Source organism: Flavipsychrobacter stenotrophus (assembly GCF_002954265.1).
GTDB classification, from domain to species: domain Bacteria; phylum Bacteroidota; class Bacteroidia; order Chitinophagales; family Chitinophagaceae; genus Flavipsychrobacter; species Flavipsychrobacter stenotrophus.
On record NZ_PPSL01000002.1, the window covers coordinates 560601 to 584205 of the forward strand.

General features: G+C 38.9%; 20 protein-coding genes. 4 read left to right on the top strand and 16 right to left on the bottom strand.

Annotation, left to right across the window (positions count from 1 at the left end):
• Nucleotide 1 precedes the first annotated feature (1 nt).
• Nucleotides 2-964, bottom strand: a complete 963-nt coding sequence (locus tag CJD36_RS07520; RefSeq protein WP_105038515.1) for a polyprenyl synthetase family protein — start codon at nt 962-964, stop codon at nt 2-4.
• Nucleotides 965-1171: 207 nt separating this feature from the next.
• On the opposite strand from CJD36_RS07520, the gene CJD36_RS07525 reads away from it, so the two are divergent.
• On the top strand, nt 1172-2911 hold the full coding sequence (locus CJD36_RS07525; protein ID WP_105038516.1) for a hypothetical protein: 1740 nt from the start codon (nt 1172-1174) through the stop codon (nt 2909-2911).
• Between the two features lie 125 nt (nt 2912-3036).
• Here CJD36_RS07525 and CJD36_RS07530 read toward each other — a convergent pair whose 3' ends face one another.
• The 4 genes from CJD36_RS07530 to CJD36_RS07545 form a co-directional block, all read right to left on the bottom strand.
• Nucleotides 3037-4269: a glycosyltransferase gene (locus CJD36_RS07530; RefSeq protein ID WP_105038517.1), complete on the bottom strand. Its 1233-nt coding sequence runs from the start codon at nt 4267-4269 to the stop codon at nt 3037-3039.
• Complete coding sequence (asnB, locus tag CJD36_RS07535) at nt 4259-6238, bottom strand: asparagine synthase (glutamine-hydrolyzing) (protein ID WP_105038518.1); 1980 nt, start codon at nt 6236-6238, stop codon at nt 4259-4261. Before asnB ends, CJD36_RS07530 begins: the two co-directional genes overlap by 11 nt.
• Nucleotides 6239-6242: 4 nt before the next feature.
• The gene (locus CJD36_RS07540; RefSeq protein WP_105038519.1) at nt 6243-7208 is read right to left on the bottom strand and encodes a glycosyltransferase family 2 protein; all 966 of its coding nucleotides are present in this window, start codon (nt 7206-7208) and stop codon (nt 6243-6245) included.
• A 128-nt stretch (nt 7209-7336) separates the two neighbouring features.
• Nucleotides 7337-8320, bottom strand: a complete 984-nt coding sequence (locus tag CJD36_RS07545; RefSeq protein ID WP_161499246.1) for a glycosyltransferase family 4 protein — start codon at nt 8318-8320, stop codon at nt 7337-7339.
• A 534-nt stretch (nt 8321-8854) separates the two neighbouring features.
• Here CJD36_RS07545 and hisC point away from each other — a divergent pair.
• From hisC to CJD36_RS07560, 3 genes are all read left to right on the top strand, one after another.
• A complete protein-coding gene (hisC, locus tag CJD36_RS07550) occupies nt 8855-9922 on the top strand; it encodes a histidinol-phosphate transaminase (protein WP_105038521.1) in 1068 nt (355 codons plus the stop codon).
• Nucleotides 9923-10021: 99 nt separating this feature from the next.
• The gene (locus tag CJD36_RS07555) at nt 10022-10678 is read left to right on the top strand and encodes an HAD family hydrolase (protein WP_105038522.1); all 657 of its coding nucleotides are present in this window, start codon (nt 10022-10024) and stop codon (nt 10676-10678) included.
• On the top strand, nt 10656-11777 hold the full coding sequence (locus tag CJD36_RS07560) for an ATP-grasp domain-containing protein (protein ID WP_105038523.1): 1122 nt from the start codon (nt 10656-10658) through the stop codon (nt 11775-11777). The genes CJD36_RS07555 and CJD36_RS07560 overlap by 23 nt, the downstream gene beginning before the upstream one ends.
• Nucleotides 11778-11847: 70 nt before the next feature.
• Here the strand turns inward: CJD36_RS07560 and CJD36_RS07565 are convergent, their stop codons facing one another.
• From CJD36_RS07565 to CJD36_RS07615, 11 genes are all read right to left on the bottom strand, one after another.
• Nucleotides 11848-12798, bottom strand: coding sequence for a glycosyltransferase (locus CJD36_RS07565; RefSeq protein ID WP_105038524.1), 951 nt, complete (start codon nt 12796-12798; stop codon nt 11848-11850).
• A gap of 10 nt (nt 12799-12808) precedes the next feature.
• Nucleotides 12809-13477 (bottom strand): NeuD/PglB/VioB family sugar acetyltransferase, encoded by a 669-nt coding sequence (locus CJD36_RS07570; protein WP_161499247.1) that lies wholly within the window; start codon nt 13475-13477, stop codon nt 12809-12811.
• A gap of 30 nt (nt 13478-13507) precedes the next feature.
• Entirely contained in the window at nt 13508-14587 is a 1080-nt protein-coding gene (locus tag CJD36_RS07575; RefSeq protein ID WP_105038526.1) for a DegT/DnrJ/EryC1/StrS family aminotransferase, read from the bottom strand.
• A gap of 4 nt (nt 14588-14591) precedes the next feature.
• On the bottom strand, nt 14592-15851 hold the full coding sequence (locus tag CJD36_RS07580) for an ABC transporter ATP-binding protein (protein ID WP_105038527.1): 1260 nt from the start codon (nt 15849-15851) through the stop codon (nt 14592-14594).
• An 8-nt stretch (nt 15852-15859) separates the two neighbouring features.
• Nucleotides 15860-16726: an ABC transporter permease gene (locus CJD36_RS07585; RefSeq protein WP_105038528.1), complete on the bottom strand. Its 867-nt coding sequence runs from the start codon at nt 16724-16726 to the stop codon at nt 15860-15862.
• Between the two features lie 15 nt (nt 16727-16741).
• Nucleotides 16742-19141 carry a GumC family protein gene (locus tag CJD36_RS07590; RefSeq protein WP_105038529.1) on the bottom strand — a complete coding sequence of 800 codons (2400 nt, stop codon included), beginning with the start codon at nt 19139-19141 and terminating at the stop codon, nt 16742-16744.
• A 12-nt stretch (nt 19142-19153) separates the two neighbouring features.
• Entirely contained in the window at nt 19154-19945 is a 792-nt protein-coding gene (locus tag CJD36_RS07595) for a polysaccharide biosynthesis/export family protein (protein ID WP_105038530.1), read from the bottom strand.
• Nucleotides 19946-20006: 61 nt separating this feature from the next.
• Nucleotides 20007-21305, bottom strand: a complete 1299-nt coding sequence (locus tag CJD36_RS07600) for a nucleotide sugar dehydrogenase (RefSeq protein WP_105038531.1) — start codon at nt 21303-21305, stop codon at nt 20007-20009.
• 98 nt (nt 21306-21403) lie between these two features.
• Nucleotides 21404-22177 carry a tyrosine-protein phosphatase gene (locus tag CJD36_RS07605; RefSeq protein WP_105038532.1) on the bottom strand — a complete coding sequence of 258 codons (774 nt, stop codon included), beginning with the start codon at nt 22175-22177 and terminating at the stop codon, nt 21404-21406.
• Between the two features lie 40 nt (nt 22178-22217).
• Nucleotides 22218-22799, bottom strand: coding sequence for a chemotaxis protein CheB (locus tag CJD36_RS07610; protein ID WP_105038533.1), 582 nt, complete (start codon nt 22797-22799; stop codon nt 22218-22220).
• On the bottom strand, nt 22781-23605 hold the full coding sequence (locus CJD36_RS07615; protein WP_105038534.1) for a CheR family methyltransferase: 825 nt from the start codon (nt 23603-23605) through the stop codon (nt 22781-22783). The genes CJD36_RS07610 and CJD36_RS07615 overlap by 19 nt, the downstream gene beginning before the upstream one ends.

Here is a 23605-nt window from a genome sequence, read left to right on the forward strand (position 1 = left end):
TCTAATATTTCCTGTCTATCACGTAATTAACTAATTCTTCCATAGCATCTCTGGCAGGGGTTTGCGGGTAGCTGTGCAATATGTCCAGTGCCCCTTTCCTGTATTCCATCATTTTTTCTGCTGCATAGGCTATCCCACCAGAACTTTGCACATAACCAATTACCTCGTTAACCTTATCTCTGTCTGTACTATTGTTCTTAACCGTATAGATTATGCGCCTCTTCGTAGCACTATCGGCATGTTGCAGCGCATATATAAGTGGTAATGTCATCTTTTTCTCTTTTATGTCAATCCCTGTCGGCTTTCCGATATTGTCCTGGCCGTAGTCAAAAAGATCATCCTTTATCTGGAAGGCAATACCAACCTTTTCTCCAAAAAGCCGGAATTTTTCAGCAACCGCTTCATCCCCTTCGGCTGATAACGCTCCCGCTGCACACGCGGAAGACAGTAGAGAAGCCGTCTTAGCCCTGATGATCTCGAAATAGATGCTCTCATCTATATCCAGTTTGCGCGCCTTCTCCATTTGCAGCAATTCACCCTCGCTCATCTCTTTTACCGCTCTCGATGTGATCTGCAATATTTTATAATCCCCATTATCTATTGACAACAACAACCCCTTGGATAGCAGGTAATCGCCCACCAGCACAGCTATTTTATTCTTCCAGAGCGCATTTATTGAGAAAAAATTTCTACGCATCATGGAGTTGTCCACTACGTCGTCATGCACAAGCGTAGCTGTATGCAGCAATTCTATAAGAGAGGCAGCCCTGAAAGTAACATCATTGACCCCTCCGGCAATTTTAGCAGAGAGAAAAACAAACATTGGCCGCATTTGCTTGCCTTTACGCTTTATGATAAGGCGCATGATACGGTCCAGCAGGCGATTAGAGCTTTTTACGCTCTCTGAAAATTTCTTTTCGAACAATGACAATTCATTCCCTATTACCTTGTGTACAAGTTCCATTAAAGCGGCAGTGTTACTATTTGACTGTAAAAGTCGATTAACTAACGCTAATTGAAAAGAAAATTTATTGGCACAATGGTTTTACACGCAATAAAACTGTAAAACCACTGTTAATGTTAAATCTTTACTTTGGTATTAGTTAATTGTCTTTTACCTTTGTCGCATATTTCGCAAATTAAAAATTTGTCTAATACTAACACACATATTATGCTGATTAAGAAGTTACTTCTATTATCAGGTTTTTCTTTGATAGCCAGCCAGTCGCTATTTGCACAGGAAACACCTACACCAACTACTGCACCTGCATCGGGTACAGCAGCCGCAGGCACACCACAATGGTCTAGCCGCGACATGACCTACAGGGGCAAGGGATATGATGTCCTTGATTCAGCCTACTACGACAAAAGGCACAGAAAGCAGTACCACCAGTACATGGAGCACCAGACTGCATTTCCTCCTATTCCACGCAACCAGTTTGAGGTAGGTATAGGTTTTGGTCTGTACAACGTATCAGGAGACATACCATCATTGAATTTCTTCCAGAAAGGCGGCGGTGGCCTGCATCTGCAGGTGCGTAAAGCATGGGGATATGTATTCTCTACCCGTTTGCAATATATATATGGTGTAGCCAAGAACCTCGATGTTCAGCCAACAGAAAGTTTCGATGCGCCATACAGCAACAACGGATACACCCCGTTGAACCAGGCTACAACTGCAAGACCTGCTAGCAGCGTTTACCGCTCTACCCGCATGGAGTCTTCTCAGCTGAACCTGGATCTGATACTGAATATCAAAAATATCAGCTTTCACCAGGCAAGAACCGGTATGTCATTCTATGGCTACTTCGGCTTGGGGGCATTGGGTTACAAAACCCGTGTTAACGCTTTGGACGCTAATTACAGCGCTTACAACTTTGGTAACAGCGCAGGCGGTCTGAACATAGACCCTAAAGCTGATAACAAGACTGTGCGCAAAGCGCTACAGAGCAAAATGGATAAAACCTACGAAAGCAATGCAGACAAAAGCAGCAATGCAAGCACTATACTTGATAAGAAGACCCTCGATTTTGCTCCTAGCTTAGGTGCAGGCGTTGAGATCAAGATCAACAAAACTTTCAATGTACAGATAGAAGATCGTTACACTTTCCCTAGTGATGATTATTTGGATGGTACACGTCTGGGTAAAGCTATTGGCAACCAGATGAGCGTGAGCCAGAGCAGCGATGGTATTAACTATTTCTCTGTAGGTGTTAACTACAATATTAAGACTAAGAAAAAGTCTGTTGAGCCTTTGTATTGGATCAACCCACTTGATCACGCTTACAGCGAATTGTCTTACCCACGCCACATGTTGTTGCCTAACCCGGTATTGCCTGATGAAGACAATGATGGTGTTACTGACCAGTTCGACAAATGCCCTAAAACTCCTGCAGGTGTAGCAGTTGACGGCCATGGTTGCCCTATGGATACAGATGGTGATGGTGTTCCTGACTTTAAAGACAAGCAGTTGATCACTCCTACAGAGTGCCAGCCGGTAGATGCTGATGGTGTAGGCCATTGCCCTTGCCCTGAAGCTTGCGATGGTGCAGGAAGAAAAGGCGTGTGCGGTCACATTAAAGATGGTTCTTGCCGTTTTGCAGGCAATGCTACTGTTACTCCTGGTATAGAAGCACAGCTGTCTACCCTTGCTGCGCAAATGAAGCTTGATCCTAACTGCAAGGTTGTAGTAATGGGCGGCGGTGCCGGTGGTAAGAAACAAGAACAAAAAGCATGGGAGCGTGTGAATGCAGTTATTGAATACATGACTGAAAAGCAGAACATCCTTCGCGACAGGTTTATTTTCCAATATGGTAAAGGTGATGACGAGAATGTAGTATCATTCCGCTCAGCTGAAGATGGCGAAACAGGCCCATCAGCTCCACCTCCACCACATCCAAACTTGAAGTAATTCACTTACTGACACTAAAAAACCTCCGAGCGATCGGAGGTTTTTTTATGCATTTACTATCTCTCTATTCACCCTACTATCTACTATCTACTATCTACTATCTACTATCTACTATCTACTATCTACTATCTACTTCTCTTCACCTTCATTGCCCTTGCCATAGCCATTACTCTCGACTTGAGAACAGCAATCGGCGAGATAGATGCACTACCCACGCTATATGCTCTGGGCTTTATTGTTGCAATCGCTTTATCGTAATTAGTCAGGCAATTATCCATACTAAATTGCGATTCCGCCAACTGTCTTGCGGCTTTATGCCTTGCAGCTAATGGTATTGCTGCTACCTGTTGTATTTTAATTACTGCATCCAGTATGTCTCCTATTTCATAGACCCTAAAACAGTCCTGAGCGAGTGCATCGTTTTCATAATCTTCTATCCCGCTTACCCTGGTGCCAACAAATCCGCAACCCGATGCCAGTCCTTCCATCATGGCGATTGGCATGCCTTCAAAATCAGAAGGCAATATCATCACATCGGCCTTTTGCAGGTAATCCTTCACCTCTGTCTGCGATAACCATCCTCTGAAAGTAACGGAATCGTTTAGGCCGGCCTGTTTAAATTGATTTTCAAGATTAGTCTTATACGCCGCTCCATCGCCAATAATATTCAGATTGAAGGAAATATTTTTCTCCCGTAAAGAGGCCGCTATTTTCAGCAAGTCACCAGATCGTTTCTGATAATCATTGACCCTTCCTACGTATATGAGCTGCAGCGTATCTTCTTTATGAGATCGTTGATTAACCGGCGGCAAATGTACACCGCAGGGTATTACAAACAATTTGTCAGCAGGCACATCAGGATACCGCTCCTTCACTGTTCGTTGCACCCTTGCAGACACAGACACTAATATATCTGTCAGTTTGTGGTACTTTCTGGTGAGCTCGTAATAGGCATTCTCATCGGCATGCAACACGCCTACTATAGGATATGTTTGATGCAATGAAACGGCTGCCGCCCACACACTCTTATCATCAGATAATATTACAGGTACTCCTTGCGGCACTGTAGCCAGCAATGTCTTTTTATAAATATACTCCAGGTATTCGGGCGCACCGAATTCAAATTCACGTCCCACCTTTATACTACCTGCTATCACACTATTGTTAGTCCGGGTTAGCAACTGTAGCATAGTTTCCCTGCCCTCTCCAGAAAAAAAAGTGATGGTTGGTTCCAGGGTAGCAAAATAGACGGTGTAGCCCTTATCCGCATAGGCGATGGCTGCATCAGCCATCCAACGCGTTACTCCCCCTCGATGATAAGGATGGCATAAAAAAGCTATCGACCTATTATTTGCCATTACCCGCCTGTTCTTTTATAATGCTTTCGAACCAGCGGTTAAAGCAAATTACACGCCATGGCATAAAATTAAACTTGCGCTTACTATCCACTAGTTCTGCCACATACTTCTTTGTATTAGCCACGTCAAGTATTTTTCCACCAAATGCTTTACAGGCTTTATCAATCTCCGCATTAAACCATTCTTTCCCTTCGCTTTTCAACCAGGTTTCCTCAGGGGTAACAAAGCCCATTTTATCCCTTCTGTTGGTTATAGCATCAGGTATTATACCAGTCATAGCCTCGCGAAGTATATGCTTACGCACTCCATTTTTATATACAAACCGAGCAGGAAGGCCCATAGTAAACTCCACAAATCTATAATCAAGGAATGGTGTTCTCGACTCTACGCTCCATGCCATTGAATTATGGTCTTCGTACCTGAGTAATGCTGGTAATGGTTCAGAATAAAGCTGGCGCAATAGATTCTCGTGCAGGCTTTTTGCATGTTCACCATACATCATCGAGGACTCTCCGCCTACAATATAATCAACATCAGGTATTCTAGTTACTTTAAATTTAGCCGGCATTAGTGCAGTAAGTGCCTTCCCCATTGATAGTTGTATGGCAGCTATAAGAAACCCCTTAGGCATGTAACCTTTTTCCTTCTTGAAGGCCCTGGCCTCTTCCATCACTGCACCAATCTGGCCGTCTTTCATTAACCCGGCATAAAATGATATGTCATTGCCACCATACCCGGCTAATTGCTCGTCGGCACCCTGACCATCTATCATCACCTTCAATCCAGCTTCATTTGTAGCCTTAAATACAGCCCACTGGCTAAACTGAGAGGTACTACCTGTTGGCTCATCCTGGTGCCAGATAAAAGCATCTATTTCCTGCTTCAGCTGTGTGAAAGACGGGAATGTTTTATGCGGATGTGCATTGGTCTTTTTAATAACTTCTTCTGCAAACTTCCACTCATCATATTTTGCTTCATCGTACGTAGCTGTCACAGTTTCCTGCCCGGCAAAATCGCCCTTGGCCTTGAGAAGGTCTGCAGCAATACATACAATACTGGAAGAATCCAATCCACCTGAAAGACACGACCCTACCGTAACGTCCGACCTTAACCTAAGGTCTACTGCGGCTGTCAATAATCTTCTGAATTCGACTACTGCTTCATCAAAAGTCCCGGCCCACTTCTTTGGAATGAGTTTATACCATTGTTTTATCTCAAATGCATTGCCATCCTTCGAAAGATCCATTTTTAAATAATGACCGCAAGGAAGACTAAAAACATTTTTATAGAAAGTGTCACTGGTCTGATCTACTGCACCAGTAGCCAAAAACTTTCGGGCTATTGGTTCATTAAGTTCAAACTTAAAATCCGGAGAAGTCCTGATTTGCTTGATCTCAGACGCCAGATAAAGTGCATTAGCGCCATCAAAGTAATACAGCGGCTTAACACCAAAACGATCTCTAACCGCATACATTTCATTTTTGCGATAATCAAGCATGGTAAAAGCAAACATACCATTGAACTTATCAAGACATTTCACGCCCCATTGCTCCCACGCATGCAGTATCACTTCGGTATCGCAGGTGGTATGAAACTTATGCCCCATTGTTGCCAACTCTGCCTTTATCTCAAGGTAGTTATACACCTCACCATTAAAACAGATGGTTAATCCTGCCTTTTCATATATCATAGGCTGATGACCTGCCGGTGAAAGGTCAAGTATAGACAAGCGCCTATGGCCAAAACCTACCTTAAAAGATACATTTTCGCCAAGCGTATCATATTTCCAGTGTTCCTGGGTAGATGCGGCAGTATCTCCACCTGACCATATTACCGGGTTCGTGGATGGTTGCCATGTAAGAAAACCCTCATCATCAGGGCCACGATGCCTGATAATAGAAGATGCCTTTATAAGGCTGCCAGAAGTACTATTAACTTTTTTATTGACAATGGAAAGAATTCCGCACATTATATCAATCTCTTTTTAATAACGAATACTTTAATTCAACTGCTTTTACCGGACCTACCAATTTAGACAATGCACGATACACAATATTACCTTTTATTTCAACCGGCCAGTACACCTCTTTAGACAATTGCAAAAACTCGTCGGCAATCTGCCTATTTACATTGCGGGTTGAGCGCCATAAATTAAACAGAGAAGTGCTTAAAGCAAGCAGGCATGCAGGGGTATCAAATTTATATTTCACCAAATCAGCATAAATACGTTTGCGCAGATCGATCATATTTCTCAGCTTATTCGTGGAATTTGCTATAGCTCCTACCCGGGTATCCAATGAATGACTTCGTATATAAACTTTTGTACCGTCTTTTATACCCCTCATCTGCAAGCCATTAAATATTGCTCTGATAAGTAAATCAACATCCTGATTTATAAGCAACGATTCATCATGACCGCCTATTTTTTTTAGTAAGTATGTTTTCCAAATAATAGCATTGGGAGGAATATAATTACCCCCCAAATTATTTACAAGATGCAATTCACTCTCAAATTCTGACTCGATCAGTGGGTATTTATGCTTAAAAATAATATCACTTTCAGAGAAACCATTATCCGATCTAAAGAAATCATATTCTCCATAACAGGCGTTTACCAAATCGGTTTGCTCCAATAAAGTGATTTTTTCTTTAAAATACCCGGGTCCAATCAAATCATCAGAATCAAGATATAAAATATATTCCCCTTTTGCAGCATGCAATCCGGTATTTCTTGCTGCCGGTGCTCCTTTTCCTCTATTCTTCAGAAAAATAACGTGAGCATAATTAGATCTTATCATGTCTTCGGTACCATCGTCTGATCCATCATCAACAACAAGTATTTCTATGGATATGCCAGGGTGAAATTCTTGCCGAAGTGAGTTAAGTGTATAACCGATAAGATTTGCCCTGTTATAAGTAGGTATTATTATACTAACCATTTGCGATAATAATCTGGCTCTATTTTTAGTTATGCATTGAAATTATATTGCAAAAGTAAATTATTTGCGTCACGTATCTTACCTGTTCATATGCTATTAACATTTGCGGGAATGAGCAGACGGCACCTTCACTTAGCAGATAAATAGGCAATTAGTGTCTGTGCATTCTTATCATAATTACCCAACTTTTCCATCGCCTTATATCCCTCACCCGCAAATTTATTGCGTTCATTATCGTAATTAGCAACCAAATAGGTAAGACTTTTTAAGATCTCGTCTTTTGATTTCGGCTGAATCAGGTAACCACTCTTACAATGTTCAATAATTTCGCTATGTCCACCTACATCGGTTGCAATGACCCAAAGGCCTGAGGCCATTGCCTCCATAACTGCGTTAGATATCCCTTCATTATACGAGGGCAGAATAAATGCATTGGTAGCCTTATATAGAAGCTTCACCTCTTCAAATGGCATAAAATCTCTAACTATTACATGCGAGGCGATACATAGATCCTTTACTGTCTGTTCAATATCTATAGAATACCTTCCTTTATCATTGCTGGTTATAGCCAGCAACAACCATCCGTCTAACAGGTCCTTATTTTCAGCTATTGCCTCCAACAGTTCTTTCCACCCTTTTAAATATTCATTCCTGGCAACGCATATCAATATCTTTTTGTTTAATGGCAAGCCATATTTGTTACGTATATCTTCTATCTCGCTTACAGACATAGATTTTCCAAAATCACAATAATTAATGCCATTGTAAACAATACCAAATTCTGGACGCAGGGTATCTGCAAACTCAAGTGCATCTTTTGCAAGACGTTTATTGTTGGCCAACATAAGATCGGCATGGGTAAAACAATACCTAATGTTGTCAATCAATGCGGGGTTACTGGCAGGCCATGCGTGTACATCATCGCCCCGGGTTATTGCTGCAACTTTTATATTGAGTTTTTCTTTTGCTCTTACAGCTATATAACCCATATCAGTAAGGAAATGAGCATATATCCAATCAGCGTTACATATTTCTTTGTTTCCTTTTATATAATTTACGAGAGATCTTACTGCCCGATCGAAAAAGCTCTCGTTGAATACGACACTAGGCATCCTTTTAAACATTGGAACAGCATGAATCTTCACCCCTTCGTATTCATCAAAATAGCTATTCTTTTCAATAAACCCCCTATGCCAGTATGAATGATATTTATGTAAACCAAAGGGCGGAAACCATTTGTGTAACAATAACACATGACATTCTATCCCCAACCTTTGTAGCGCCTTAACTTGCTGGTGTATAAATATACCGTTCATCGTAGCGCCCCTACGCGGGTAGTTGGGCGTCAAAATAAGAATTTTCATTAATAGCTATTGGTGTAACTGTAGTAAGGATAAAAAAAGAAAACCAGTTATATTTTGATAATACAAAGAAGGTTTTAAAAACAGACAAATTTAAATAACTTTGCACTTTCCTATTACATAGTTTAAACAAAACTATAAATATTATGCTAACTTCCAGTGCAGAATAATTAAAGTTGATTTGTTTTAGATAAAAGGAAAAATGTACTCCAATAGTGTGAATATTTATAGATACATTCTTCTGTAAAATTACACTAAATCAAAGTAATTATAAAAAACATATAAATGATTCGTGTAAATACTAATCTTAAGTCGATTGAAGGATACAAACCATCAGACAGAGGAAATGAAGAAGTAGCTAAACTAGATTGGAATGAATGTAATTTGCCTATAGATGAAAAATATTATTCAATATTGCGGTCCGCAATTGCTTCAATAAATTTCACTGAATACCCTAATATAAATCATGAGCGGTTGATCAATAAACTTGCAGCGTACTGCAGATTGTCTGCCGATCAAATTCAGATTTTTAATGGATCCGACTCTGCACTAAGTTATGTATTTACCACTTTTCTGAATCCCGACACCAAAGTACTTATTTTTTACCCGCATTACTCGCAGGTTGAAACTTACATAAAAGTATTTACCGATAATATTAACTACTCTAATATAGTCGACGTATTTGGCGCTCACACTTATTCAACATCAGATATTGAGCAAAATGACGTTATCTACCTTAGCAATCCTAATAATCCTACTGGCCATTTTCTGGATGCAAAAATAGTTGAGGGTTTGTTATCCAAATATCCCGACAAACTTTTCATTATTGATGAGGCGTACTATGAATTTTGCGGCTACTCATGCGTTCATTTAGTAAAAGAACACAAGAATATTATTGTTTCGCGTACCTTCTCAAAAGCCTTTTCACTGGCATCTGCAAGGCTAGGTTATATCTGCTGTAACAAGGAGTTGTTGCACCACATTGACAAGATCCGAAATACAAAAGAGGTAAATTCATTTGCACAGGCACTCGGTGAAGCCGCACTCGATAACTTTTCCTATATTCAGGACAGAGTAGATCTGGTAAATGAAAATATGAGCATTTTTAAAACCGGCCTTAAGGAATTGCAAGTTGATTTTGTAGATTCTAAAGCCAATTTCGTGCTCATAAAGATTGCAGAAGTAGGTAAGCTTATTAAAAAATTGAAGGAATACAAAATCCTTGTAAGAGATCGTAGTTCCTTTGCAGGATTAGAAAACTGTGTGCGTATAAGTATAGGTACAAAAGAGGAAATGGGGAAAATACTTGCCGTTATAAAGGAACACAAAAGCCAGTTTCAAAACGGCAATTAATAAACTCCGCGCAGAAAATCAGATCTTGCTTTTGTAAGCAAAAGAACAATTATTGACCATTCTTAACCTAGCTGGAATGGACATGACGAATACAAACAAATGGCAGAAGACAGGAAAAAATTAGCGATTTTTGATTTTTGTGGGACGATATATAAGCATCAAAGTGCAGATATATTCGCTGATTTTGCTTCAAAAAGAGGCCTCAGAACTAGTATTTTAGATTCTATTTGCAATATCTTGGTTACAAGACCCAAATATTCAGGTCTTATACACAAAAAAGTAAAATTGCTGCAACTAAAAGGCACTACTGCTTCTTATTTAGAGGAAAAAGCAAAAGAGTTTGTAGAAAAGCAAGTGTTTCCTGAACTGATTGACATTGTAGCTAAAGAGTTAGATAAGTATATTGCCGATCCTGGGTTTGATGTTGTTATAGCTTCAGCAGGATATGATGTTTATCTTAAGTACTTTTGTGACGTGAAAAATATTCCTTTTCTGGTGGCCACTAACATTGAAATGAAAAATGGCCGAGCTACCGGCAAAATGAACGGTTATGATTGCTTCGGCAGGGAAAAGGTGAAAAGATTAAATAAACTCATCACCCTCAAAAATTATGATCTTGCCAATTCGGTGTGTTTTTCAGACAGCCTGACTGATAAGCCAATATTTGAACTAACAGGGAAAAAATATTTTGTGAAACAATTTGGCAACGAATATTCAATTATACACATAGACAATGCAGTATTCAATATCTTTTAGAATTAAAAGTTACTTTACGTACATACTGAACAGATTTAATATAAAACTGTTCATAAGGCTTATTACTGCTTACAGGTTGTATAAGAAAGCAAATGCAAGTCAATTTAAGAGCGAAGACGCGGATAATATCATTTGGTTATATTACCCAAACTTTAAGCAATTCAAGCAATCTATTACCTGGGACATTCTTTTAATTACATATGTTTCCTTATGCAATGAAAAATATACGATTCATAGAGGCCCGGATATCGGTAAGTATCGCAATAAAAACATTCTGTTTACTATTCATAAAGACAAAATAAACCTCTTCCAAGTTGAAAATTATTCTGCTTCATACCAGCTGGTAACTCAGCAACTGGAAGAGCAGAGGAACACAGTATACCCATCATACAATGAAATTTTGTATTGGGAAAATAAGATCTATATGCACAATATGTTTGACAAATTGGGCATAAAATCACCGAAAACTACTATCTATTCTAACTTTGAACAGCTCATTGCCAATGAAACCACGTTTCCGTTTTTAATCAAAGTACCACATTCCAGCGGCTCTTATGGCCAGTTTAATGTAGTTGACAGAGATTATTTACTAACCCTGAGAAATGACTCCATAATTCTGGAAAACAGCCATTACCTGGCGCAGGAAAGGCTCAATATTACCATGGATATGAGAATAGTATTAGTGGCCGGCGAAATAGTACACTACTACTGGAGAAAGAATAAAGATAAGAGCAAGTGGAAAACAACATCTACAAGTCACGGTAGTGTGGTTGACTTTGAATACTTCCCCGAACAATGGCGACAAAACATTGTTGACTCATTCAATAAGCTAAACATTACTATGGGCGCTTTTGACCTGGGCTGGCAAAATGATGACCTAAGTACAGAACCATATATTTTTGAAGTGAGTCCGTCTTATGACATCAACCCTAAGATAACAGACCCTGATTATCTCAGCAACTATGGAGCATGGAAAAAGAAACTGTTATTTAAAGGCTCGTTCGACCGGTTATTTGTTGAAGATACCCACGATATAAAGAAGAAAGGAGTTGCAGATTTCTTTAAACACATAAATGCTCAAAAAGAGCAGAAAGTATAGAATTTATTATTTAAAAATAGGCTGTATCAGCATACACGATACAGCCTATTTTTAAACACGATACAGGGCGTTACTTTTTTCTAAGTAATCGTGGGAAAAGAACGACAAGGCTTATATAAATGAAGTCTTTTATAGCCAAATTGTCTGAATACTTAATGTATTTGGGCATGTACTTTAGGTAATGCCCAAATCTATATAGATTTTTTATATCCTTCGCTCCGTAAAACAGCCTTGTTTTATACATTAATTGCAAACGTTTTTTGAAGGTGCTTGCATATCGGTATCCAAAATATTTGTCTGCACCTGTATATAGGTCAATCAATGACTCCTCGCCCTTTAGTATGTTTTCTTTAGATTTTGACACGCCACCACCGTGGTTTCTATATACCGCCAGTTTTTCATTAAAAAGCATGGCCTTGCCTTTATCTGCGAAAATGAGCTGCAGTGCTATGTCGCCACTAAAAATATTGGAAAAGTAGTCAGGAAGTGGATTAGGAATTACATTTCTAAATAATACTGTACCCGTTGGTATTATGTTCTTATCAGAGAGGATGAAGTCTTCTATTGTAAATATATTTTTATCATATTTAGGGAAATAAAAATCGTATGGTTTGTTCCACCCCAATTCGTCTTTCACTTCTACTAATGAAAAGCAAGATGAAAAATCTTTATTTTTATCGAGAAAATCAACTTGTTTCTGCAATTTGTTTTCATCAATCCAATAGTCATCACCTTCGCAAATTGCTATATACTTGCTTGTGCAAAAGGCGAGCGTCCTCTTAAAGTTCTCTATAGCACCGTAATTTTTGTATGATGGTAACAATTCTATAATTTCACCATACTTTTCTGCATATTCCTCGCAAATTTGCCGTGTCTTATCCGGGCTCGAATCTTCACCGATGACTAGCTTGAACTTAAAAGACGTATGTTGCGCTAATATACTTTCTATTGCCTGCGCAATGAATAATTCCTGCCTGTATGTTATCATACATACACTTACAACAATATCAGCATCTATCATACAGAAATACCTATTTTAAGAAACGCTCCCTTGCCTCCCTTGATCTAATTATTTTAGCCGGCATACCATAGGCCAAAACATTATCTGGTAGCGACTTTGTTACTAAAGAGCCTGCGCCTACCACCGTATTCTCGCCAATCGTTAGCCTATCGACCACTGTTACGTTTAGGGTCACGGCTGAAAATTTCCCTATCTTTACATGCCCACCCAAGATGGTACCAGCAGATATGCTAGCGTAATCTCCGATCTCACAATCGTGCTCAATTTGTGCGCCGGTGGCGAAAAAAGTGAAATCACCAACTTTAGCGCCCGGATTGAAAATACAGCCAGCCATTGCTATTATCCCTGTTCCCATCTGCACGTTATTTCCTATGATCACAGAAGGATGAAGCGCATTTACAAATCTGAAATTAGGCAATTGTTCGATAATTGCATCATGAATTGCCATACGGATCCAATTATCACCGACTGTGATTAACCCAGCATCAAAACCATATTCCGTAATCAATACAGACAAATTTTCCTGCCGGCCAATGACCTTATAACCAAATAAAATTGCACCAATCGGCTGAACAGAATCTATGATTCCGACAACATTGTATTTACCTTCCCGTTCGATAATATCTAACGAATACTGCAAATGATTTCCGCCACCAAATAAAACTATATTACTTTTCATATAGTACATGATTATTCTAGAATACTGCTGCTAATTGTTTTGTACTCTCAATAACAATCGAGCAATAAAATCGATGTCTTCTGATCTCAGAGAATGATAGAGAGGTAGGCAAAGTACTCTCTTACAGATATCGTCCGACACCGGGGTAGCACAGTCATTCACATAGTCCAGGTGAGATAGGCTCGGGTAAAAATACCTTCTTGGGTAAACCCAATTTAGATTTAATTCCTGAATGCTCTTTTGTAACTGGTCCTCCGTTTCGAAAATTACAGGAAAATAAGAGTAGTTCCATTCTGCACCACTAAGTATCTCAGGGGTTGCGATCCTGAGATTTTTCAACGCTACTTTATATTTTTCAACTTGCTCCTTTCTTGATGCCAGGATCTCGTCTATATACTTAAGATTTGCCAAACCCATTGCCGCATGGAATTCCGAGTTTTTACCGTTGACTCCTATACCATCAAAAGTTTCAGGTGTAACATGACCAAAATTGCGAAGCCTTGACATCCGTTTCAGCAATTCAGAATCTTTGGTGAAGACTGCTCCACCTTCGGTAGTATGAAAAACCTTTGTCGCGTGAAAACTGGTAGTTGAGATGTCTCCATACTCAAAAACAGACCTTCCTTTATATGTAACCGCAAAAGCATGTGCAGCATCATAAATAACCTTTAAATTGTGTTTCAAGGCAATTTTATCGATCGCCTCAACATCACAAGGATTGCCATATACATGTGTTGCTAATATAGCGGTGGTCTTGTCGGTAATTGCGGCCTCTATGAGCTTGGGGTCGATGTTTAATGATTTCCGGTCTATGTCTACAAACACCGGCTCGCATCCCTCCCACACTATTGAGCTCGTCGTAGCCACATAACTAAATGGTGTGGTGATAATCTCACCAGTTAAATTGAGCGCTTTTATGGCTATTTGCAATGCAATGGTACCATTAGATAAAAACAAAAGATGATTTACTGAAAGATATTCTTTCAATTTCAGCTCAAGCTCATTTACCAGCGGTCCGTTATTTGTTAGCCAGTTCCTTTCCCATATCCCTTTAACATAGCTGTTATATTCCTCCATCGGCGGAAGAAACGGCTTGGTCACGTTTATCATAAAATCATATTAAAGTAAAATCCAAAATGGGTCTTATTACACCTTCCCATTTACCAAACCAGTTGCCCTCTCTTTGAATATCAGATATTTCAAATGTAAGGAGGTCGTCTATTGAATAAATGATGGTAGTGCCATCTTTAACAACAAGCAAACGAATACTGTAAATATCGTTATTCAACAAATTACCTGGTATTTTCATGGTACCACTGTGGTGACCCGCAGCTAAATTCATTATCGGACTGGCTGCATTGAACACCATTAATCCTGAAGCTGTGTTAAAATGGACACTCAAGTTAGTGTTCATTTCCTTAAGCAAATAGAGATTATATTTTACCCATATTTCTGTTTTAATGGTAATCGGATCGTCCTCTTTCTGGTTTTGAGCAATAATTTCTGCTCCTGTTATTTTCACAACAGAATTACCTGGAGCATCATCCATATTATCCCAGGAAACCGAAACGCGATTATTTACTTCTCGACTAAGGTAACTATTGATGATCTGGTCGGTTGGGCCAATATCTGCAATTTTACCTGATTTCATGTAAATTGTTTTGCTACAAAGGCTTTGTACCGCCTGCATATTGTGGCTAACAAATATTACCGTGCGGCCATCTCCCGCCACGTCACCCATTTTTCCCAAACATTTTTTCTGAAACTCAGCATCTCCAACTGCGAGCACTTCATCTATTATTAAAATTTCCGACTCTAGATGAGCTGCTACACCAAACGCCAATCGAACGTACATCCCTGAAGAATACCTCTTAACAGGCGTGTTTATGTATAACTGAACGCCGGCAAAATCCACAATTTCATCAAACTTCCTTGATATTTCCTTCTTGGTCATTCCCATGATGGCACCATTAAGGTAGATATTCTCCTTTCCTGTAAGTTCGGGATGAAAACCGGTGCCAACTTCAAGCAGTGCAGCTATCCTACCTCTTATTTTCATTTGTCCTGTAGTGGGAGCGGTAACTCTCGATAGTACTTTGAGCAAAGTAGACTTCCCGGCGCCATTCTTACCAATTATTCCAAGTGTATCTCCCTGATTTACTTCGAAACTAATGTCTCTTAATGCCCATGCGTATTCACTTGACGCCTTTGAAGTGCGATCATTCTCTACGCCTATTTTCAGGTATGGATCTTCCTTCCCGCGAGTGAGTGCCCACCATCTTTTAAGATCATGGCTAAGGGTACCCGTACCAATCTGCCCTAAACGATATTGCTTGGAGACATTTTCTATTCTAATGACTATATCTTTACTCATACTGTATATTATACACTATCTATAAACCTTTTCTCCACTTTATTAAACACCAATATACCGATGAAGGTAACTACGAAAGTGAATAAAACACTATAAGAAAGCCAAAAAAAGTTAACTACACCTTCACCTAAAAAAGCAAACTTGAAGGCTTCGAACAACGATGTTAGTGGATTTAACCATAACCAAATCTGATTTTTAGCCGATACTGTAGAAATAGGATATATAATAGGTGTAGCATACATTAATAACTGTACTGCAAAAGACACTAAAAATGTAAGATCTCTATATTTTGTAGTCATGGAAGTAATGATGATACCAACTCCCAGACTGAGCATTGCAATTGTGAGCAATATTAAAGGAAACGTGAATACATATAATGTAGGGGTTATTTGCTTGTTGATAAATATGTAATATATCCACACCACAAAGAAAAGGCTGAATTGAATTCCCAGTTTTATGATACCAGATAGCACTTTTGATAATGGAAGTATCAACCTGGGAAAATAAACCTTACCAAATACGGTAGCATTATCAGTAAAAGTTTTAGAAGTGATATTGAGGGTGTCAGAAAAATAATTCCACAATGTTACACTACCCAAGTAAAACAAGATAGGAGGAGCTGTCCCGATTGGAATTTTAGCAACCCTACCAAAAATAGCCACATATATAATCGTAGTAAAAACAGGCTGAAGCAGAAACCATATCGGGCCAAGAATTGTTTGCTTGTAAACCGTTACAATATCTCTCTTTACGAATAGAATCAGCAGGTCGCGGTATCTCCATATCTCCTTAAAATTAAAGTTTAACTGCGACTTTTGCTCCCCGATGACACTATCCCATTCTGTGTTATCATTAATTACCCTGTTCTCATTCATATTCAAATTTGAAGACTATTTTTTTGATCGCTTTTTCTTATTGTTGTCGTCATTGATATAGTAACCACTTCCGTAAGAAGCACCATAGCCATAACCATAGCCACCGCCGTACCCGTAATTTTCTTCATATCCATAGCCATAAGCAAATCCTCTATTGGCTACCACGTCATTTACCACAAAGCCCATCTTTGGCATTTTGCCCGATTCATATAGCTCATTAGCAATACCTAATTGACCCTTATTTGTATGACCCTGACGCACTATGTACAATGCCATATCTGCATATTGATACAATAATTGAGCATCGGTAACTAACCCAACCGGAGATGTGTCTATAATAATATAGTCAAACTCCCTTTTCAGCCTCTCGAAGAGATCACCGGTTTCCTTTAATAAAACTAATTCGGCAGGATTAGGGGGGATGGGTCCTGAGGGAAGTATATATAGGTTATCGTCTATACCAGACTTTACTATCATGTCCTCATAACTAATTTTATTAATGATATAGTTTGAGAATCCATTATTGTTATCTATGCCTAGCATCCTGGAAATTCGTGGTTTGCGAAGGTCAAATTCAAGCAAAACAACCTTCTTACCAGACATCGCAAAAGTAATAGCAAGGTTCATCGCTATGAATGATTTACCCTCATTACTCATACTTGAAGTTACAATAAGGGTTTTTTGTTCCTTATTTGTAAGCATGAACTGTAGATTTGTTCTTAATGCTCTGAACTGCTCTGAGATCAATGTTCTACTATTTTTCTCTACTGCAATACTTTCCTTGCTTACATTGTTACCTATTTCGCCAATAATTGGAATAGCGGACATTTTTGTAACATCGCCCTTGCTGATTATTTTTACATTAAGGCCTCTTCTTATTAAAATAAAAGTAAATGGCAGTAGTAGACCTATAATTAAAGATGTGGTTAGTGTTTTAGACCTGTTAGGAGAAACAGGGAACCCTTCCGAAATTGCAGGGTCGATAACTAACGCATCTGCCACAGTTGATGACTTTTCAATTGCCGTTTCTTCTCTTTTCTTTAAAAGAAATACATAAAGATCTTGCTTCGTTTGTTGCATTCTGGCGTAGTCCAGATATAGCCTTTCAACATTGGGTACCGATCTTACTTTTTCGTTTATTGACCTTATTTCCTCTTTCAGCGCATTCACTTTTATCTGACTTTCTCTTTTGGTAGATGCTAAGGCCTGAACAATGTTATACTTGAGCTGCTGCTTTTGGATAAGCATGTTCTTGATGATCGGATTATCGGGGTTCTTTACGATAAGCGAAGTTTCAATATCCATTTGAAGAGTATTGAATTTCGTCATTAAATCTGCCAGCCCAGGATTGGCTAACAATGAAGCCGGCAAAATGATCGATTTATCATTTTCACTTTTTTGCAAGTAATCGCTTACACTATTAAGCATTTCTAACTGCACCTCTTCTTCTTCAAGCTTCTGTAAGGCTGTTGCACTCGCTCCTACTAAAGTTGCAGATTGGCTACCCACATCGGCGGCAATACCATTTTTCTGTTTGAAATCAACAATATCAGTTTCAACACCAGTTAATTCTGCACCAACAACCCCTAACCGATTGTCAATAAATTCCATTGTACGGTTTGCAATCAAAGTACGCCCATTAATATTACGTTGCTTGTATAACCTCATCAATGTATTAATTACATCAATAGAACGATCTGGAATGGCATCAAACATGGACAGGAACAAACAACTTGTTCCCTTGCTTGGTGCAGTAATGGATACAGAATTCATGAATGATTTGGCAGCGGTTAATATTGGTACTACCTGTATTGTGTATTGAAGCTTACTTTTTGCGAAATTGGGTGTTTTATTAACTACAAGGTTGTTGCCTCCTGCTTTTATAGTATCGCCCCACTTTGCCTTAGTAAAGTGTTTATTATTAAATGTGACAGTATAAAATACGTCATCAATTATATTAATGTAACATGCGAAATTAGATTGTATTGTGTCAACTATAGTTACTTCAAAAGGCTTATTTGAGTAAACAACTGTATTCTTAAATCGGCCGGCTATTGAATAATTATAATTCAGATTCAGTGATCTTACAACCTCCGTCATAAGTGTACGGCTTCTTAAAATCTGAATTTCATTGTCAACATTTATCTTACTGTTATTTATTTTAAGAGCGGCCAATATATCTTCAGTACCATTGGAACCACCTTTTTTAGAGTCATTGATCATCAATTCGGCTACCGACTTATAAATTGGTGTGGCATATCTCAAATTAATATTTCCTATAATCAACGAAACTACTACACTGGCCAAAACCCACGGCCAGATAGTTAGTATTGTAGAAACAAACCATTTAATATTGAAAATACTGTCTTCCGATTTTTTGTTATTACCGGTAGCACTAGTTTTATTTTCTTCCATGTAAAATTTACTTTATTTTAAACTCCTCAACGACAGAATTAGAGTGGAAAGCGATATAATCCCCCCTATTATGCCTATTGTTCTAGTTAATCGGTTGTCACTTGACTGAATTCTATATTTAGTAGGCTCTACATAAATAATATCCCTTTGTCTAAGATAGAAATACGGCGACCTGAACATATCGGTGTTTAAAGTATTAAATCTCACCAGTTCTTTTCGATCACCAACTGTTCTGATCAACAACAGATTATTACGTTTAGCTGTGAGGGGAACATCACCTGCAGAAGCTAGAGCCTCCAGAATATTTACTTTTTCGCTAGGGAATGAAAACGGGCCGTGCTGTACTATTTCTCCTAAGAAAAATATATCGAAATTAGCTATTTTTAGATTTACAACAGGCTCTTTGTAATACTCCTTTGCTTTATCTTTTATTAATTCACGTGCTTCTGAGGTTGTAAGGCCTCCAACTTTTACAAATCCGATCAATGAAATTTCGATATTCCCATTTTTATCAACCAAAAAACCACTTAGTGGATCAAATACACCTTTTGTCGGTTGAATAGGAGTACTGGATTCACTTTGTTGAATTGTTTGAACAGTAATTGCCAAGAGATCATTAGGAAGTATTACCGGGCTAACAAATTTTGTTACACTGTCAATAATAAAAGGATTATTGGATGCAATACTATCAGGAACATTCTGAAAGTATAATGATTTTTTAGATGTGACGCAAGAATTGAAGCCAATCAAAAACAGAGATAATAGTAAAAGCCCACCGAGGCGCTGCAAGTATAATCTTAGCATCACGTATAATTTATACAAAAATAGTTTAAATTAATATTGTTGTAACAAAGTTGTTAATAAATTACAGCCTTGCAGTCACCATCTCGTTATCAAGACAGCCCTTGACATCATAAATCACGCCTTCATTTTTTACATATTTACGCCAATCGGTCTTCAAAAATTCATCATGCGCTACTGCGAGCATCAAAGAATCATATTGTGTACCGGCTGGTAATTCTGTAATAGTTTCTATACCATATTCATGTGCCACGTCAGCTGTTTTTGCCCAGGGGTCATATATCGTTACATTGATATTATATGACTTCAACTCACTAACAATATCCACCACCTTTGTATTACGTACATCCGGGCAGTTTTCTTTAAACGTTATCCCCAACAGCAATACTGTTGCACCCTTAATAGTGATATCTTTATTGATCATCTGCTTCACGAACTCATTTGCAATGTATGACCCCATGCTGTCATTGAGCCTTCTACCTGCCAGTATTATTTCGGGATGATAACCAATTTCCTGTGCTTTTTGCGCCAGATAATATGGGTCAACACCTATACAGTGCCCACCTACAAGACCTGGTTTAAATGGCATAAAGTTCCATTTTGTACCAGAGGCCTTCAATACATCAGATGTATTGATACCCAACTTATTAAAGATCTTAGCAAGTTCATTTACAAATGCGATATTTATGTCTCGCTGAGAGTTCTCTATCACCTTAGCTGCTTCAGCAACCTTTATGCTTGATGCTTTAAATGTACCTGCCGTAATAATAGAGCCATATAATGCATCAACTACGTCTGCGGCTTCAGGTGTTGATCCTGAAGTCACCTTTTTAATATTAGCTACTGTATGCAACTTGTCTCCCGGATTAATACGCTCTGGGGAATAGCCACAATAAAAATCTACATTGAACTTTAAGCCGGAGATCTTTTCCAATACCGGCACACACTCATCTTCCGTTACACCCGGGTACACCGTTGATTCGTAGATGACATAGTCGCCTTTTTTCAACACCTTTCCTACTGTTTCACTTGCTTTATACAAAGGTGTAAGATCTGGGCGGTTATTTTTATCTACGGGTGTGGGTACAGTAACTATGTACACGTTACAACCACGTATATCATCAATATTATATGAACAATACAAACCCTTAGAGCCTGTTGCCGGAGCCGATGTTACAGTAACCTGTTTTAAAAGCGGCTCGTCTATCTCAAGCGTTATGTCTTGATATTCATGCAACTCACCAACTCTTTTTTTATTTATATCAAAACCAACTACAGGATAGTATTTACTAAATTCTACTGCAAGAGGTAAGCCTACGTAACCCAGACCAATAACGGATATATTAAATTGGGAATCTTTCATTAAATAATATTTAAAATAAATAAAGCAGATTAAACTATAATCTGCGGGGTTGAATTTCAGCAAAAATATACTTTCCCCGCTGCATTATCAAACGGTACTTACAAACATAATTTAGAATTCAAAAAGGGATAATTGACAAGGGTATTATATACACCGGTTTTCAATATGCCACTCATAGCAGCCGCATGGCGTTCGTGATGCATGTCTGACCCACAATAATCATATAAGCCTTTATCAAGTAGGCGCCTTGCCGTATTCATGATATTTCCGCCATAATAACCCGTGAGCGACAACAAATTAAGCTGCAACAGGCAGCCTCGGTCTTTGAATTCCAGGAATCTGTCGAAGTTATTATGCAATGAGGTATATCTTTCGGGATGAGCCAAAATAGGCCGATAACCATTTGCCTGCATATTAAATAAAACGTCATTCAGCATTGGTGGCTCATACATCATCGAAAACTCTACCAATACTTCATTTTTATAAACCGTAAGTAAAGGTTCATTACCTACCAAATCTGCAAAATACTCATCTATATAATATTCTGCTGCAGCATTTATATTTAGTTTTATGTCATTATCTAAAGCAAGTTGTCTTAGCGTATCCAATCCGCTAAGAATTGTATTCCTGGTATTGGGATAGAAATCAATCATAATGTGTGGCGTGGTGGTCACATGTGTATACCCCATAGCCTCCATAGATCTTAGCAGAAATAGACTATCCTCAATTGTTTTAGCGCCGTCGTCTATGCCGGGCACCAAATGTGAATGCATATCTGCACCTAAAAATGAAAAACTCGCATTCTCAGGAATGGGTAACTCATTATATTTTTCTTTGTCACTCTTCTCTCTCTTAAAAAACCTCGAAAACATATATTGCAAGATAACCACATTTTCTTATCGTCGGTAACTTTCAGGACAGATTATTGATAAATTCCGCTATTTCATTGGGGAATAAAACATGGTCAATCGCCATGGAGATAGATGCGCCATATGGCATTGTTGGCATTTCGGCACTTTGAGGTGCCTGTATTGCTATAACTGCATTTTGAGATTTAGCTATTTTCATACCAGCCACGCCATCGGTATTGGCTCCGGAAAGCAAAAGACAGGCCAATCCATCTCCATAGGCATAAGCAGCCGACTCTATTGTAGTATCGATACTTGGCCGGCTGAAATTTATTTTTTCTGAAGCATCCAGTGAAAATGTATGATCGTTCTCTATAAGTAAATGATAGTCGGCAGGTGCCAGATATATAACACCCGGCAGTATCGCTTCTTTTTCTTCTGCCTCTTTTAGCTGTAATATAGTCTTTGGCGCCAGCACCTCGGTAAGCAAGTCCTCATGGGTATTTTTACGATGCAGAACTATAATTATCGCCACATGAAGAGGGCTTAGCAAATGGGGGAGCACACCAACGATAACCCTAAGGCTACCTGCCGACCCTCCGATAACCAACAATTTAATTTTCTTTTCTAAATTGTCTTGCGCCATATTTTCTCGCCGGGCTTTAATAGTTTGAACTCTTTAACCACTTTGGAAAACTTCAAAGTTTCCTTTGTACCCAATGCCAGGAAGCCAAAAGTGTCAAGGCTATCATTAAAAAGTTGAAAGACCCTGTCCTGAAGTACTTTATCGAAATAGATGAGCACATTTCTGCATACAATCAGCTGAAATTCATTGAAGGTTTGATCTGATACAAGATTATGGGTAGAGAATATTACTCTTTTCCCAAATTCTTCATTGAATTTGGCATGGCCATATTTTGCAGCATAGTAGTTGGAAAAATCCCTCTGCACGCCTGAAGCAATGTAGTTTTCGGTATACTGCTTCATTTTAGTCAAGGGGAATATACCCTTCCGTGCTGTCTCCAGCACAGAAGGATTTATGTCAGTTGCATAAATAAGCGACTTGTTCAACAGGTTGGCCTCATGCAGCATAATGGCCATTGAGTAAACTTCTTCACCGGTAGATGCACCTGCATGCCATATTCTGATGAAGTGATGTGTAGCCAGAAGCGGCAACACTTCTTCTCGCAGCGTTTTATAAAACGTAGGGTCACGAAACATTTCTGTTACGTTTACAGTGATCTCTTCTATAACTCGTTTCAGGTAGTCTGCATCTGTTCGTATCCTGTACCTCAACTCGGCTACACTCAAGTACTTATCAATAGAATAAAGCCGCTCAAACCGGCGACGGAGTGACGCCCTTGAATAATCTGAAAAGTCATACCCGTAGATATCGTGCAGATCTGTGATCAGCAACTCCAATTCATCATCACTGATATAAACTCCGAGCAT